We start from the raw sequence: 15,704 nt of genomic DNA, 5'->3' as shown, positions 1-15,704 counted from the left end.
AGCAGTGCCAGCAACGGCCTGCCCAGGCCGGCGGCGATCGGGAAGTTGAAGACCGCAGCGACGGCGAAATGACTCCGTGCTCGTCGGGTCATGGTGAACTCTCCCGAGCGGGATTGTTGCGGCCAGCCGGAAAAGTGCCCGGCCGGCTCGTGACATCAGCGAACCTGTTCGCTCCAGCAGTGCAGGCCTTCCTCCGCAAGCCCGGCCATGAGCTGGCGATGGCCGAAGGCGCGTGTGGCGGGCTGGAAGCCGACGCCCAGCAGTTTGCCCTTAAGGATGCGCTCTGCTGCAATGGCCGACAGCGCGCCGGTGGTGAGGTAAGGCGAAGTCACATGGAGCAGGATTTGTTTGCCTCCTGTGGTACCGCGCGCCCAGACTGAAATCATGGTCTGGTTGATCTTCGGTACCTCACGGACGGGCGTGGTGGCAATCGACATGCCCCAGGCGTTGGTGACATCTTCCAGCTCCTGCGGGGACTTGGTCTTGGCCAGTTCCGAATACTCCTTCATCCGGGCGACGACGAAGTCCACCAGAGGGCCCTTCGGGAAAGCCACCAGCACCGAGCAGTTCAGCACGCCCTGCTCGCGCTCCAGCCAGATGGGTTCGAAGCCGCCACCCCACGGCAAACCAGCATGAATGACGTGCGAGCCCGGGACCGCCACATCGACCACGGTATTGGCCGGCCACGCGGTCATGCTGCCGTACTGCTTGAGCGGGTTCGGCAGGCACAGCATGCGCAGGAAGGACAGCGTCGACGCCACGGTCGGGGCACTTTGGGGTGCATAGAGGATGTCGAGCGAGTCCACCGTCGGGTCTTCCAACGCGATTTCCGCTGCGATCATACCCGCGGTCCACATGAATGAGCAGCCCGGCGACAGCAGCAGGCCCTTCTTCGCGAAGGCTTCGTGGTACTTGTCTCGCAACAACACCGTCCAGTCCTGCTCGCCCGTGGTGTCAATGTAATGGCAGCCGGTTTCCAGCGCCGCCTTGACAACCGGCTCGCCAAGTTGACCAAAGGGGCCGACGACGTTGATCACCAGCTTGGCCCCGGCCAGCAGGTTCTTCAGACCCGTCTCGTCATGGCTCACGGCCTCAATCTGGACCTGGTGATCGCCGGGTACCGTGGCCAACTCGGCGGCGATCTTGTCGCGGCTTCGGCCAGCGGCTACAAACGGCAGGCCGCGCTTGGTCAGGAACTCGGCGATCAGCTTGCCGGTATAGCCTGTCACGCCATAGACGACGATAGGATGTTTGGTGTTCATGTGGTGTCTCCTGTTGGATGTTCTTGGCGTCCCTGTCGGGACGTTGCTAAAAAGAGGCGTGCTCAGCCGGTAGTGCTTGGCAACTGTTCGGTAAAGATGGAACTGCGGCTGGCATTGAACTGCTCCAGCAGGAAGCGGTCTTGCGGTTTCTCGGATGCAGTCTTGGGAATGGCATCGATGACCTGCACGTAACTCGGCACGAAGTTGGCCTCCAGCACGTTGCGGCAGGCACGGAAGATGGACTGCGGATCGAAAGCCGTTGCGGGTTTCGGGATCACGGTGGCCACGACGTCTTTCTCGCCTGGCGCACCGCTAGCGGCCGGCACGCCCCAGACGTAGACGTCGTCGACCAGACCGCTATCGGCGATCGCCTTCTCCACAAAGCCGGGGTTGACGAAATCGCCGTTGTGGCGAAGCCCGCCGCCCTTGCGGTAGTGGAAGAACAGCCAGCCAGCCTCATCCTCGTGCACGATGTCCCCCATCCACAGCCAGCCATCCTTGCCCTTGGCGGCCGAGGCTATGGGATTCTCGAAGTAGGCCACGTGGAAGGCGGAACCATCTTTCGGCCGGAACAGGAGCTCGCCCGGTTCGCCCTTGGGCACGTCCCTGCCATCTTCATCGACGATGCGGTATTGCAGATTAGGCGCGGCGCGGCCGATGCTGCCGACCGGACCCTCGCCAATCGGCTTGAAGGTCAGACCGCCTTCCGCTGCACCGTAGAATTCCAGCACGCGCAGGCCGAAGCGCTGCTCGAAAGACTCCCAGATAGCTGCGGGCATGCCCGCCGAGACAACAAAGCGCACCGGGTTATCCGCATCGTTCTCGCGCGGCGGCTCGGTATAGACAGCCGTTGTCATGCCGCCCAGCAGGGTGAAGCTCGTACAACCATAGCGGCGTGTGATGTCCCAAAGTCGGCGCTTGGTGAAGCGGCGCGATAGTACGCACGGGATATGCGCACTCAGCGCGGCCCCAAGCGTGATCCCCTGCGCATTTGCATGCGTCAGCGACAAGCCGGAATAGAGGCGGTCACCCGGTTGGTATCCGACCACGCGCGGCACGATCGCCGACGTTTCGCAGAAGCGCCGATGCGTCATGACAATGCCTTTAGGGTCGCCTGTGGTGCCTGACGTGAAGATGATCTCCATCGCGCAATCCGGGTCCGTTGTGCGTGAGACGAACGAGGGCACGTCTGCGGGCAGCGCACCAGCGTAGTCGGTCACGCCGGAAAAGGACGAAATCGGTTGCGCGCCTTCATCGGTCTTCAGACCGATCGCCCATTGCAGGCCGGGCACCTGGTCGCGGATTTCGGCGACCTGCGCCAGCGCATAGTCGGCAGCGATCACGCCCTTGCAGCGTGCGCTGTTGAGCATGAAGGCGAGCTTGTCCCCACGCGTACGCGGATCGATCGGCACGAATACCGTTCCAGCCACAGACGAGCCCACCATGCAGTCCACGAACTCAGCGTGGTTCGCCATCAGCAGCGCAAAGTGCTCGCCGGGCTGCATGCCACGCTCGATCAGGCATTGCGCGACGCGCTGGCCGTTTTCCCACAGTTGCCGGTAAGTCCGCACGTCATCGCGCCCCCCGTCACTCTCGAAGGTGACGATGGCGAGATCCGGGTCGGTCTGCGCCCGGTTGGCCACAATATGGCCGAAGATATTTTCTTCGAGGCCCATGGCTCTACTCACGTTCAAGAATGGTGACGACGGTGGCCGCCGCGTCGGTGCCGATCGCGCCGCCGCCGTTGTGGGCCAGCGCAAGGCGAGCGCCTTCCACCTGTCGGGCACCGGAGCGCCCACGCAGTTGTTCGGTCAGTTCGACAATCTGGGCACAGCCGGTCGCCCCGATAGGGTGCCCCTTGCGCAGGAGCCCTCCCGACACGTTGACTGGAATCCGCCCGCCCAGGCGGGTATGACCTCCCGCCAGCAGCGAGGCGCCGCCCCCGGTGGCGCACAAGCCGAGGTACTCATACGCAATCAGTTCCGACGGCGCTGACGCGTCGTGCAGTTCCACGCATGACAGATCCTCCGGCCCCACACCAGCGGCCTCGTACGCCTGCCGCGCTGCCAAGCCCCCCACGCTGTCGTGTTCGTCGATGCTGCCATCCCAGCCCGTTGCCAGCACGCTCGCCGCGATCTTCACGGGGTTGCTCAGCCCAAGTTGGCGGGCCTTACGGGCGCTGACCAGTACCACGGCGGCGGCACCGTCACCGATTGGCGAGCACATCGGCAACGTCAGCGGATCGACAATGGCTCGTGCCTTCAATACCTCCTCAACCGTCAGCCGCTCGCGGAATTGCGCACGAGGATTGAGGCTGCCGTGAAAGGCGTTCTTCTCAACCACTCTTGCGAAATCCTCCGCAGTGCTGCCATATGCCTTCATGTGCCCACGCGCCATCATCGAATAGATGTCCATGAACACCGAGCGGGCCGACGACGGACCAGCATCGGTATAAGGCTCACCCGCAGCCGCCGCGATTCGCTTGACGACATTGAGCGCGCCCTCGGGGTCTTCCACGTCAACCGCACTCAAGAACGCTCCCAGACTGCGCGACTTGTCTTCGTGGAACAGCTTTTCATAGCCGCACACCAACACGATGTCGTGATAGCCGGCGGTGACCATAGCAGCGGCTTGCTGCAGGGCAGTCGACGACGACGCGCAGGCATTTTCCACATTGACCACCGGAATCCCGCCGATTCCCATCCCGCGTAGCACCACCTCTCCACGGATCATCTCCTGGCCGGTGATCACGCCAGCCGCAGCGTTGCCCATCCAGGCCGCCTCCAGATCGGATGCCGCAATACCGGCATCCTCCAGCGCCGCACGGATAGCGCCAGCGGCAAGCGCCTTGAGCGTCTTGTCGGCGTGCTTGCCGAAGGTCGTCATGCCGACCCCGGCCACATATGCATTCATCTTCATTTCTATGGCCCTATCAGATCCGCTCGCTGTCGATCAACAACGTACCGCCCTTGATCGCCAGCATCTCGTTGCAACCGTCCTCGATCATCGAGGCGCGCGCGTCACGCATCAGTTTTTCGACCGGGTATTCCCGAGTGAGGCCGTTGCCGCCGAACATCTGGATCGCGTCACTGGCGACATCGAATGCCGTCTGCGTGGAGGTGATCTTGGTGGCAATTGAACCCTGCAGGGCAGGCACCGGCGCGGTAGCATTAAAAAAATGGACGCGGTGGTTGAGCGCGCGCGCAGCCTCCACGCGGCGCATCATGTGGAACAGCCGATAACGTACGTTCTGGTGGCGGATGATCGGCACGCCACCCTGTTTACGGTCGTGGGCATAGTTCAAAGCGTGCTCATAGGCACGTCGCGCCGCTCCGACCCAGATGCTGCCCATCAGTGCATTAGCTTCGGTAAGGATGGCGTAGGCCGCCTGCTCGTACTCGGCGCCGGGGCCGGCCAACAGGTGGTCGGCCGGGATGCGCACTTCATCGAAATACAACTCGCCCTGTGGCAACGCGCGCTGCCCCAGTTTCTCGAGCGGCTTGCCACGCGTGACGCCTGCGGCGTCCAATGGAACCAGCACTACACATTGCGCAGGCTCGCCGCCGCCATTTTCATAGGCTGCAAACAGCACGCAGAGCTGCGCCACCGTGCCGTTCGACACCCAGGCGGACTTCTGCCCTGACACAATGAAGCCATCACCATCCGGCCGGACTATACAATTGGGGCGGCCATACTCGCTTCCCGGCTGAGCGCACATGCGGCCAAAGTCGAGCGAGTCGCTACCGTGGTCGGGCTCGGTAATTCCCCAGCAGCCGATGCCGGAACCTTCAGGGTAACGCGCCAGCAGGCCTGTCTTGCCGGTGGCATAAATCATCAGCCACGGCAGGAGCGACGCCCCAAGAGAGATGGCCAAGCCGCCGTCACCTGCGCCAAGTTCTTCGAAGATGATCGGCATCAGACGGCCGCGCTCCTCGGCGGGAAGTTGCAGCAACTCTCCGATCGATAGACCCAACTTGCCAAACTCGGGGAACAGATGCCAGTAGGGAGAGTCCTTCTCGATGGCTTCGGCTGCGCCCAGCTTGTCGAGGCGTGCGGCAAGTGGCTCCATGACCGTCTGCGCGAATTTTCGGGTGCTATGCTGGATTGCCTGCTCCACTTCGCTCAGCGGTGCCTCGAATCCGGTCGGTGGCAAGCTCACCTGCAGTGCCTGGGTGGTCATCGTGGTCTCCTGGGAGTGAACGGCTCGCAGGTCGCTGCGGCCGTCGTTGTCATGACGGAATACTAGGCATTCCGCCACCTCTCCCACCATCCCCCGCCATAGGCACAAAATGGGGGATGGGAAAAACCCTAGCAGCCATCCCCCTTGGCATGCCTTGCCGCCATACTGTCGGGCATCCAAGTGATCAAACGTACGCGCCGCTCCACCTGACCCGTGAAGTCTTCCAGGAATCCCCCCTCGCATCAGGACGGTCTGTCCTTCCTCAAGCCGAAGGTGACACCGCCTCGGCCACCGTTGGGCATGATCGGCCGGCCACGCCTGACGGATTTGGTGGACAAGGTCGAGACGAGCCTGCTGACCGTGGTGTGTGCCCCTGCAGGCTATGGCAAGACGACGATTGCGCTGGCCTGGGCAGACGCGCTGCGCCGTCATGGGGAACTGGTGGCCTGGCTGTCGCTCGACCCGGAAGATGACGATCCTCTGCGCTTGATGCACTACGTCCTTCGAGCGCTGGAACAACCTGCGTCGGCGCGCGACGCCGGCGAAGGCGCGGGATGGTTTGGCCAGATCGGTGCCAGCGCCGACGAGTTGCTTTCCTCGGCGTTAAATTACGTCATGGAGCATGGTGAAGAGGTTCACCTGTTCATCGACGACTTCCATCACCTCGCTGGCGCAAAGACGCGGGAATTGGTGATGACCATGTTGCGGCATGCCCCCTCAAACCTCCACCTGGTACTGATATCGCGAGAGGTGTTGGCTCTGCCGCTCAGTCACCTCCGTGCGCATGGCGAGTTGCTGGAAGTGGGTGCGCACGACTTGCGTTTTACCGCTGGCGAAACTGACAGCCTGTTGCTCGCCAACACGTTGCCCGCGACCTATACCCATGAGTTGCAGGAGCTCACAGGTGGTTGGGCGGCGGCCCTGCAGCTTGCGGTGCTTGCCCGACAGAATCGCGAGGAGGTCGCACCCGGGCCGAAGCTGGGCGGTTCGGCCCGCCTGAGCGAACTGGCACGCGAATTGTTGGCGCATTTGCCCGCCGATGAAGTCGCGTTTCTCGAACACACCTCCGTCGCCGAGCGACTGTGCGCGCCGCTATGCGAGACAATGACTGGCATGACGAGTAGCCAGGCGATGCTGGAGCGGCTAGAGCGTCGAATGCTGTTAACCCGTCTAACGGAAGACGGCATCTGGTTCTCCAGCCACCAATTGCTGCGGGATGTCCTGATTGCGCGCCTTCGGTCCACCGGGCGCGAAGCCGTTCAGGCGTGTCACCGCAGCGCCAGTCAGTGGTATGCACGGGAATCCAGTTGGTCCGATGCAGTTCGGCACGCCCTGCTGGCGGGGGACGCAACGCAAGCGGTGAAATGGATCGAGCAATGTGCGATGACCCTGGTCAAGCGCGGCGACCTGCTAACGCTGCTGAACTGGGAAAGTCAGCTTCGTACCGCACTGATCGGCTGCCCTCTATCCTTGCGCCTTGCCATCCTGTGGGCGCACGTCCTGGGCGCGTATCAGCCCGAGAATGTCCGGCTGCTTGACGCCATTGAAGAAGAGGCCCGTCAGGCTGACCAGGGGCAGGCAGCGCGCATCCACTGGGAGTGCCGAGTCGTTCGTGCCATTACCCTCGCACAGGGGGAGCAACCTTGTGCAGCTCACCAGATCGCCGACGCGTGCGTGCGCGCCCCGCAAGGCGATGCATGGATGGTCAACGCGACCTACAACGTCTTGGTGTTTTGTCACCTCAAGGCTCGGCGCTGGGCGGATTTCTACGCTTCTCCCGTGCTGCCGTACCGCGAGGGCGAGCACGAGAGCAATGTGTTCAGCTCGATCTACCGCTTCACCCTGCGAGGCCTCGGGCACTTTCAGCAACTGCAAGCCAGCGCGGCGCAGCAGAACCTGAACGAAGCACTGCAACTCGGTATGCGCCATACGGGGGAGCAATCGCTTCCGACGACACTGCCTGCGGTGGTGCTGGCAAGACTGCATTACGAGCGAATGGAGTTAAATCAAGCGGCGCAACTCCTGGAAGGACGTCTTTCAATTGTTTCCGCAACGGGCTTTGGAGATGCGATTGTTGCGGCGTTTACCGTCGCCGCACGCCTGGAATGTCGGCAAGGTAACATCGAGCGGGCCAACGAGATCCTCGAACAAGGCTGCTCCATTGCACACGGGCTCGGCTTCGCGCACCTGGAAGTGGTCATGCTCTATGAGCGTGAACAACTCCTGCTAAGGAATTCTCGTCTTTGGGAAGCACAGGCATGCGTCAAGCGCATTGAGCACTTGGTCGCGCAGCCACATTCGGACGCCGATATCCGAGTCGAAATGGCAATGCTCGCTTCACTGTCACGCTGTCAGCTTGACGCGGCGCAAGGCCACACCGAGGCTGCTATAGCCGGCTTACGTGGTTGGTACGACTGGGCAAACGATCGTGGCGATTACTATTTGGCTCTTCACTGCGCCGCTTTTCTGGCTGTTGCCCTGGCCGCTGGCGGACAGCGGGACGGCTCTAACGCGGCCTTGGCGCGCTATTTCGAGCTCGCCGGACCACAAGGATTCAAGGCAACATTGCTGGATGCGGGGTCAACCGTCGCCTCGCTATTGAAATCCTTCTCCACCACGCCTGTCGCACGCTCTCTGGAGGGGCCGGCAGCGTCGCTACTTCATGCGCTCACCGAGCCGAGCGTTGCGGCGACCTCGCAAGCTCTATGCCCTAACAGCACCATCCTGAGTCCACGCGAACGACACATCCTGACTTTGATCGCACAAGAGAAGTCAAACAAGGAAATCTCGCGGGTGCTCAACATTGCGCCGGAGACAGTGAAGACGCACATCAAGCACATCTTCGGAAAACTGGAGGTAACTAAGCGAACCCAGGCTGCGAAACGTGGAATCTCCCTAGGGATTCTGGTACCGCCCGAGAAGATTTAGCAGGCTGGCAGATCCGCGAACGAGTCGCGGAAGGGGTCATTCTGATTGATTCACAGCATCCGGAGCTTATCCCTACTGCCTGACCGGCGCGGGGTGCTCCGCCAGAAGCGTTAACGGCCGTTGCAATCCCGCACCCGACGTCCGTTTGGCTCTGCACCGGACGTCTCAAACGGGTCGTTCTCAGCCCCTCGGTCACCTCGCAGACTGGAAAAAAAAGAAGCCCTCACGAGGAGGGCTTGAGGGAACGGGTACATCTTGAGAGGGCAATTCCGTAGCGGGGCACGCTACGGAATTGATCATAAGATGGTTCGTGCCTGGATCATCCACCGAAAGTTCGTCAATTTCGACTGCTTTTCGCCGGAATGGGTCCGATCGGCCTGGCCAGCACGCTGGTCACCGCGCCGCTAACCTGCCAGCCGTCCATCTCGCTCTCGGAGATGCCATGGACGAGACGGTCGAGGCAGATGACTTCCATCCCGTCCACCTCGATGGTGCCGAGAATTTGGGCAACGGTCGTGCTACGCGTGCCGCGTCGCTTGATCGTTGCCATTCCTTCGCCGATGTTGATGCTGCACTCGTTCGCTTTCATGCGGCCTCCTTGAGCAGGTCACGTTGATCCCGGGCCTTACGGCCGTGCAGCTTGGCGAGATCGTCTACAAATTCGTCCAAAAGCGTGTCCATGTGCAGAAACGCCTCGTCCTCCAGTTCCGGCGTCGCCCAGTCCAGGCCCGCCTCCATGGCGTCCCGTTTGTGCGCCACCATCTGGTCCTGATAGATATCGAGACTCCCCGGTAAGTGAAAGTACACCACCTTCAACTGCCCCTTTCGGTTCCACCGCAGCGCACGCCGCATCGCCTGATATTCAATGCGCCACGTCCACGAACGGTCATAGAAGAGGACGTAGTCGGCATTGGGCAGGTTGTAGCCGGCCCTGCCCGACGCCTTGGTACACAGCAGCCCTGTGGCATTGCCGCCCACGAAACGCTTGTCCTTGTCGGCCACGCGTTTCGCAATCGGAATGCCGCCGTGAAACGGCACCGTTTCAACGCCCCTCGCCTTCAACTGCGTGGCGATCAGGTTGATGACACCCGGGTTTTCGGCGAACAGGATTGCCTGCTTACCCTCCGCGGCGATGGCTTCGAGGCGCTTGATCACCGCGCGCTGCTTGCTGGTCAGCTGCCTCAGCGCTCCGACACCGTCCACCCCATGCTGCGGGTAGTTGGCGGCGAAGTGCACAGCACGGATGCGGGCGAGGATCGCGATCAGGTTGGTTGACTTCCCTTCCACCTTTCGCACGTCCCGGTACCACTGGGCGAACTCGTCGGCCGTCCGCAGATAGAGCGACAAGTGCGCAGGATCCCAGTCCGTCTCTAGCACTTCGACTGCGGGCGGCTCGATGCGGATATAGAGGGCTACCTCGGGCTCGCACACCAACCGACGCTTCACGTGCGGCGCCAGCATCTGCCGGTACCGCGGCAAGTTGCCGATCTTGGGCACTTCACGCTTGGCCCCATCCTGCAGGCTTTCGGCAAATTCCCAAGTGACCCACTCCAGCACCACGAAGTCGCTGCGGAACCGGTCGATGCCGCGCTCGGCATGCTCTACCGAAGCGAGCCAGCTAGCTTCCAGGTAGCCACGCCGGTAGCCATACGGCTGTGCCGCCGTGCCGTCACCGCCAGTAAAGGCGATCAGTCCGAAGATGTCGCGCGGGTAATTGGCAATCGGGCTGCCGGTCAGGATATAGCGCCGCTTTGCCGATAGCTGCCAGAGCGCCCGGCTCTGGTCGCTGGCCGGGTTGGACAGACGCTCACCCTCATCGGCCACCAGCAGGCCGATGCGACGACGCAGCCGGTGCGCGTAGGTGACACGGGGCGAAGCCTGCCGGTCGACGGGCATGCGCAGGCGCTCGTAGGCGATCAGATTGAGGCGGCCCAGCTGCACCAAGTCCTCAGGCGACTGAATCACGTGCACGTCCGATGCTGGCATGACCTGCTCCAGCTCGGCTCGCATCTCGGCGATCAGGCGTGCCTCGACGACGATCATGCCGTGCTTGACTCCCGACAGCAGTATCAGGCCCGCCGCGAGACGAGACTTGCCGCAGCCCTGCTCCCACGCCGCCACCGCGCCGTTGGGCTTGAGCAGCAGCTCGACCAGGTCGTCCTGTTGGAATTGCCAGTTCAGCCAGCGATCGATGCCCAGCGCCAGCAACCGCTTGCGCAGCCGCTCGGCCTGCCCGGGATAGCGCGTGGCCAGGCCCTCATGCACGATTTCCCATGCCTGCGCCGATTTCTCGACACTGTAGCGGGTGGTAATCTCGTCCAACGAGACGACGTAGCACTTGTCGCGCACCGTGTACTGGTAGCGGCCATCGGGCTGCCGTTCGAAGCGTACTACCTGGCCGGCCTTAATAACTGGGCCGCCCCAAACCGACGAATCGACAAGATGCGTCTTCGTCGCCGTACCGAGGATGGTATCGGCGGCACCTACGCCCGTCGTCCAGACCGCATGGCGCAAAGGCAACGCCTGACGCATGCTGCGTCGCATACGCTGGCGGAAGTGCTCGAGGAAGCCCGGCGCAAACTCCGGCTCACCGCCGGCGCCCTTCACCATGCCGACGAGATCGCCCAATGCCGCGATCGGTTCGGGGTGCAGCAGGTAAGCCTCCATATCCAGGCGGCCCGTGCCTGCGTAGCGAAAGCCACGGGGCAGGCGCTGGCCTTCCATCGACACGATGCGGCGCTCCAGCACTCGGTTGAGCACCATCGCCTCGACGAACCCGCAGTCGAACCCAAGCACGATGCGGCGGCCGTCGTGCGAGACTTATACCTTAACCATGCATAGTTAAGCGGATGGTCTGCTGGACGCCTTGCCAGCAAAGGGATTTAGGTACACTGGCGATGTATGTATCGATACATCGCAATACATACAAACACAGCAGGCCGGTGGAAACGCCGGCCTCTTCATTTCAACACGCTCTATTTACAGAAGCGGGTAAGGGAAGGACCGCAGCCGACCCATAACGGCCAGTCGCGCTCGGTTTAAGGACATTCACTGTGTACAGCTAGCGATAATCCAGTGACCAGAAGTGTCGCCAGCTAAACCCGTGTAAAGCAAAAAAGTTTCCGCTTCTCGACCCAGCAAAGGCCTATCAGCCTGTAGGGCTTGGGAATGGTTTGTTGCTATTCGGCGCCTTGGGAGTTACGTAAAGGACATGATTGGTTTCGTTTCCAACAACAACTGTCCAGCCCAGCAGCGTAGCCTTGTTGCAGACAACCATGAGAGGAAGTACCTTCATCCCTGCCGCCCCCAACCTTGCAAGCGATTTTAGGTTATCCCACTTTTTTTTGGGCCGCTGCAAGTCGTATCTCAAATATAATTCTGCAGCATATCTGCATTTTTCTAGGGATTTGTCATTGCAGATCAAGATGAATTCCTGATTATTAGAGAAAAACTGGTCGCAGATTTCGATAAAAGCTGGGTCTTCATAATTTACATACCGTCGGTTATTTTCTGTCACATCAATCTCCTGTTGACTTGGACAATTCTTCTTCTGTCCTGTGCCAGTGCCTAGTTCACTTTAGTATTCAGCTGTAGATCAAAGATATGAATTTGACCGATTCATGTCTCGACGCATTGGAGGCCTGAACCTATGGTGGCCGGTTTTGCGGTTAGTTGGTTCAGTAGAGTAAATATCCTCACTGCAATTCAAGACGGGTTGCCCGGACGCTTACGCTTAGGCGCCAGGTAAATGGAGTTATCGAAGTTCGCCCCAAGGGTATCTGCACTCATTCGACCGGATAGACACTTAGTTCAACGCTGGCTCCCAGCGAGTAAACTCGGTCCAACTCTTCGACAAGGACGGTAAGGTTCGCGTTTGGGTTAAAGGCTGCAATTCTTAAAATAGGGTCACACTTGCAAATCAGCGCCTCATTGCCCGCGAGCAAGGACAGAAAATTTCGCATCTGCTCAGCAAGTGAACCGGTATGGGGATTGGTTGGGCGGATGACTAATCCCCAACCCTGCTCAAGCCGATCCTCTAACGTGCAGGTATCACCGAGGCGCCGCTGCAACTCTTTCCACACGCTGCTTGGGCTCAACAATGCCAGTTCTATATCGAAAGTTGCCTGCCGCATCTTGATGACCGTTTCTCCGAGGTAGAAAATCTGCGATTACCGGCACGTGCCACACACTATCAAGCGCAGACGAGCTTGCGTGTGCGTTGGCAAACATGGGCGGCTAAACGGCTGCCGTCCATGCCTCTTGCAACCGTGGGAGGTCCGACTTCGATTCGTTCTATGACCGATTGTGGCCGGCGCGTCCCGCTCTAAGCAGTCGTTGGCCAGCGACAGACTGAAACAGGCCGGCTTCGGGCAACTGAGGGGGGAGGGCGCCGATCGGCGCTTCTCGGACCCGAAGCGGCCTTCCGGCAGCACCAGAATGCATGCGGGAGGAATAGTCCCCGTGGTCTGAGCGCTTCGACGTTTCATTCAGAATGACGATCCGTTCCCTGCGGCTATTCAGCTAGCTACAGATATTGTAAGTTCTGACCTTCCTTTTCACTGGGTCACACTCGAAGACGACCGTCACGCCCTCGGCGTCTCCATCTTCCCCCCAAAGGGATACTCCTAAGGTTGATGGCGGAGGCACCAATACCACAATCTCGGCCGGCTGCAACCTAGGGAGGTTCGGCCATTCCGAGGAGAAATCCTCATAGGCCATCGCTCGTGTACCGGTCAGCTCAAGAAATACCTTCGGGAATTCGTGAGGATAGTCCTGATATGGCCAATCGTCGGATGACTCCCGTTGGACCGATGCAACGATCTTGATTTCGCAACCGGAACCAATTTCATATTCCAACTCGCAGCCGTCAAAGCGGAAGCCATAGATCAGCACGAGGTCAGATAGTTCGCTTTCGCCCTTTGGTAGCGGAAGATCCGCGCGATCTAACTTAGCCACTTGATGCGGAAGGGCCGGGCCATGAGGTATTCCTGAAAGCTTGCCTGAAATGGGACCGCCGAAGTAGGACGAGGTCTCCTGCCTAGTGCCGGAGTAACTATAGACCTTCCCAGAGTGGAAGACTATTAGCAGTTGGTCTGACATACCGTGATTATTGGAACACGAACTTAGTTGGCTTTTAACAGGCGACCCCGGAGACGTCTTAGGGTATTAGAATCGTGTAGTTGGCGGTTCTTCTGCTTGTACGTTAGCCCAATTTCACGGCTTGGACATAGCCGCAGACCTATCGCGGCACAGCTAGCCCGCGCTTGTCGACTTGCTCGGGCGCCGGATTGTGCCAATTCGTTGAATGTTGGCAGTCTGGCCTTCGACGCGTATGTTGCCTACCGAACGCTTGGAAGAACCCCTCAGATGGCCGCTTCTGGCCGGTCTCGGCCCTCGGTCCACTTGGGCGGGGGCATGCCGGCGCCAGAGGCGACTACCGACCCAAAAGCGGTCCTCTGGCAGCGGTAGAAGCAGACATCAAAAGCTCCGTGGTCAAGTCATGCATGGCGCTGGGCGCGCTTCCTTTGGAGCTCGATATTGATGTCGTTCTCTTGCTCGGAATAGCCTAGTAGCGAGCCCTGCATTCGCTCAAATCCTTCGTTCCACCCCGAGCGCTTTGACGTTTCAAATAGAAGAACATAGGCTTTAATTCTCCACGCCTCCTCAGGGAGCGCGTAGAACACCCATCTAACTCGACGCAGGCCGTTGTCTACCGGTTCAGCATATGCATACTTCACGAACCGACCCGTTTCCACATGTGTATCAAATTTTGCTTCTGGAAAAAGCGAAGATACGGAATCTGTTGATGGCCCATCGTCAGTAAAAACACTAAGTGGCTTGCGCCCTTGGAGCATAAGCAACAGTTCGCGGTTCGTATGCAGCAAGTAGGGATGCTCGTCAACCTTGCCGCGCATCCTCAGTGTTACCCGCCCGTCATGATGTATTCCGAAACCATAGCCACAGTTGAGCGTTTCGATGTCCGTCTTATCCAACTCGTAGCTCGCCCACGACTCGAAGGTCTCAACCCCGAGTGCGCGGCAAAGCCCTGCAATGTCATGAACGTCGAGGTTGTAGGTCTGGATAATGCTGTCAGTTTCTCGATCGTAAGCCTCTGCGACTAGCGTTGTTTGGCCGTCGCTTACCACTGCGCTGCACCGGTTTTCGGTTGTCATGATGTCGGCCTTTCTTGGGATCAACCTCCGCTCCTGGCTTCCTCTCTCCAAGCCATCAATACATCGGCGACCTTCTGGGTATGAGCAACCTCTTGGCCCATTCCCATTCGATCGCGAACAACTCGGATCAAGTACTCCGTGATCACCGCTGCGCTTGCACCTTCTTTCAAAAGCTCGAACACATGAGGCACGTAGGCATTGTATTCGTCGCGCGCCGATGGAACTGTCGAGATGCCGATGGGATCCCAGATGTAATGCAGAACCTCGTCGACCCTTCGATAGAGTTCTTTATCGGGATCGGACAACCTTGTATCCATTGCAACTCCCCGTCCAAGCGCCGGAATACGACGTCTGAAATTGTAGGGCGGCAGGTCATTGTCGAACCGCCTCAAACTCTGGGCGGCGCGATCGGAAGGACGGTAGCTGAATTCACGTGGAGGGCACCGGCCTAACCCTCAGGATCTCGATAGATCGGCAATTGAACCGAGCATCAAAGCCGGCGAGAGGCCTCATATCAAAGCTAAGGCGACCATTGTCTTGCGTCGATATAACGATCTCGTCCAGCCAACCACCGCCAGACAGTTCATTGAGATTGATGTTGGTCTCACCTATATCCCGGCATAGGAATTCAACGATCCGATCCACGCCTGAACCCGTCCACTTTGGATTGTCCTGGCCGTCATGCCGTACCGAAATAGATGCATTAGCTACATACCGGCCTGATTCCTCAGCCAGCCTAATACAGAAGGTGACAACCTCAGAATCGTGAAAGGTTGGCCAGTAGCCAAACGCATTCAGGACCAACTCGCTGCGCTGTACCAACGTCTTACCCGACTCACCTGCAGAATTGTCTGCACTCATCGTTCGCCTCCAAAGGCTCAATACTGCTTCGCTCCCGTGGTACTCGTGTCTGCTGTCCGTTATATGCCCTGCAATTGAAGCATAACCGAGGTCTGGCCGGCGTACGCAATTCGCTGCATAACACTGGAGACCCATCGACGCCACGGCTCGCAGGATGTCCCAAGGCGCGCTGAGACGGCGTGCATCATGGCCGACTTCGAACGGAGGCTTTGTGGTCCGGCGGACGCTCGAATGTCTCAAGATAGGAGCGCGCGAAAGACGCGTTCTGGCCGAACCGAGACAGACGATCTGACATCGTCT

General features: G+C 59.9%; 13 protein-coding genes. 1 reads left to right on the top strand and 12 read right to left on the bottom strand.

Annotation, left to right across the window (positions count from 1 at the left end):
- Window positions 1-155: 155 nt before the first annotated feature.
- The 4 genes from ACAD63_RS34430 to ACAD63_RS34415 all read right to left on the bottom strand — a co-directional run bounded on the left by ACAD63_RS34430 (window position 156) and on the right by ACAD63_RS34415 (window position 5,442).
- Window positions 156-1,262, bottom strand: coding sequence for a saccharopine dehydrogenase family protein (locus ACAD63_RS34430; protein WP_434034747.1), 1,107 nt, complete (start codon window positions 1,260-1,262; stop codon window positions 156-158).
- Window positions 1,263-1,324: 62 nt separating this feature from the next.
- On the bottom strand, window positions 1,325-3,022 hold the full coding sequence (locus ACAD63_RS34425) for an AMP-binding protein (protein WP_434034746.1): 1,698 nt from the start codon (window positions 3,020-3,022) through the stop codon (window positions 1,325-1,327).
- Window positions 2,943-4,181: a thiolase family protein gene (locus ACAD63_RS34420; protein WP_434034745.1), complete on the bottom strand. Its 1,239-nt coding sequence runs from the start codon at window positions 4,179-4,181 to the stop codon at window positions 2,943-2,945. The genes ACAD63_RS34425 and ACAD63_RS34420 overlap by 80 nt, the downstream gene beginning before the upstream one ends.
- Window positions 4,182-4,194: 13 nt before the next feature.
- Window positions 4,195-5,442, bottom strand: a complete 1,248-nt coding sequence (locus tag ACAD63_RS34415) for an acyl-CoA dehydrogenase family protein (RefSeq protein ID WP_434034744.1) — start codon at window positions 5,440-5,442, stop codon at window positions 4,195-4,197.
- 330 nt (window positions 5,443-5,772) lie between these two features.
- Here ACAD63_RS34415 and ACAD63_RS34410 point away from each other — a divergent pair, with 330 nt between their 5' ends.
- The gene (locus ACAD63_RS34410; protein ID WP_434034743.1) at window positions 5,773-8,370 is read left to right on the top strand and encodes a LuxR C-terminal-related transcriptional regulator; all 2,598 of its coding nucleotides are present in this window, start codon (window positions 5,773-5,775) and stop codon (window positions 8,368-8,370) included.
- A 337-nt stretch (window positions 8,371-8,707) separates the two neighbouring features.
- Here ACAD63_RS34410 and ACAD63_RS34405 read toward each other — a convergent pair whose 3' ends face one another.
- The 8 genes from ACAD63_RS34405 to ACAD63_RS34370 all read right to left on the bottom strand — a co-directional run bounded on the left by ACAD63_RS34405 (window position 8,708) and on the right by ACAD63_RS34370 (window position 15,404).
- On the bottom strand, window positions 8,708-8,959 hold the full coding sequence (locus tag ACAD63_RS34405) for a hypothetical protein (protein WP_434034742.1): 252 nt from the start codon (window positions 8,957-8,959) through the stop codon (window positions 8,708-8,710).
- Window positions 8,956-11,094 (bottom strand): SNF2-related protein, encoded by a 2,139-nt coding sequence (locus tag ACAD63_RS34400; RefSeq protein WP_434035081.1) that lies wholly within the window; start codon window positions 11,092-11,094, stop codon window positions 8,956-8,958. The genes ACAD63_RS34405 and ACAD63_RS34400 overlap by 4 nt, the downstream gene beginning before the upstream one ends.
- Window positions 11,095-11,518: 424 nt before the next feature.
- Window positions 11,519-11,887 (bottom strand): hypothetical protein, encoded by a 369-nt coding sequence (locus ACAD63_RS34395; protein ID WP_434034741.1) that lies wholly within the window; start codon window positions 11,885-11,887, stop codon window positions 11,519-11,521.
- Window positions 11,888-12,155: 268 nt separating this feature from the next.
- Entirely contained in the window at window positions 12,156-12,503 is a 348-nt protein-coding gene (locus ACAD63_RS34390) for a hypothetical protein (RefSeq protein ID WP_434034740.1), read from the bottom strand.
- Window positions 12,504-12,891: 388 nt separating this feature from the next.
- Entirely contained in the window at window positions 12,892-13,470 is a 579-nt protein-coding gene (locus tag ACAD63_RS34385) for a hypothetical protein (protein ID WP_434034739.1), read from the bottom strand.
- Between the two features lie 398 nt (window positions 13,471-13,868).
- Window positions 13,869-14,543, bottom strand: coding sequence for a hypothetical protein (locus ACAD63_RS34380; protein WP_434034738.1), 675 nt, complete (start codon window positions 14,541-14,543; stop codon window positions 13,869-13,871).
- Between the two features lie 20 nt (window positions 14,544-14,563).
- On the bottom strand, window positions 14,564-14,848 hold the full coding sequence (locus ACAD63_RS34375; RefSeq protein WP_434034737.1) for a hypothetical protein: 285 nt from the start codon (window positions 14,846-14,848) through the stop codon (window positions 14,564-14,566).
- Window positions 14,849-14,972: 124 nt separating this feature from the next.
- Window positions 14,973-15,404 carry an Imm50 family immunity protein gene (locus ACAD63_RS34370; RefSeq protein ID WP_434034736.1) on the bottom strand — a complete coding sequence of 144 codons (432 nt, stop codon included), beginning with the start codon at window positions 15,402-15,404 and terminating at the stop codon, window positions 14,973-14,975.
- Between the last annotated feature and the right edge of the window lie 300 nt (window positions 15,405-15,704).

The organism is Cupriavidus sp. a3, assembly GCF_051015765.1.
GTDB lineage: Bacteria > Pseudomonadota > Gammaproteobacteria > Burkholderiales > Burkholderiaceae > Cupriavidus > Cupriavidus oxalaticus_A.
This window is presented reverse-complemented; position numbering and strand designations above follow the sequence as displayed.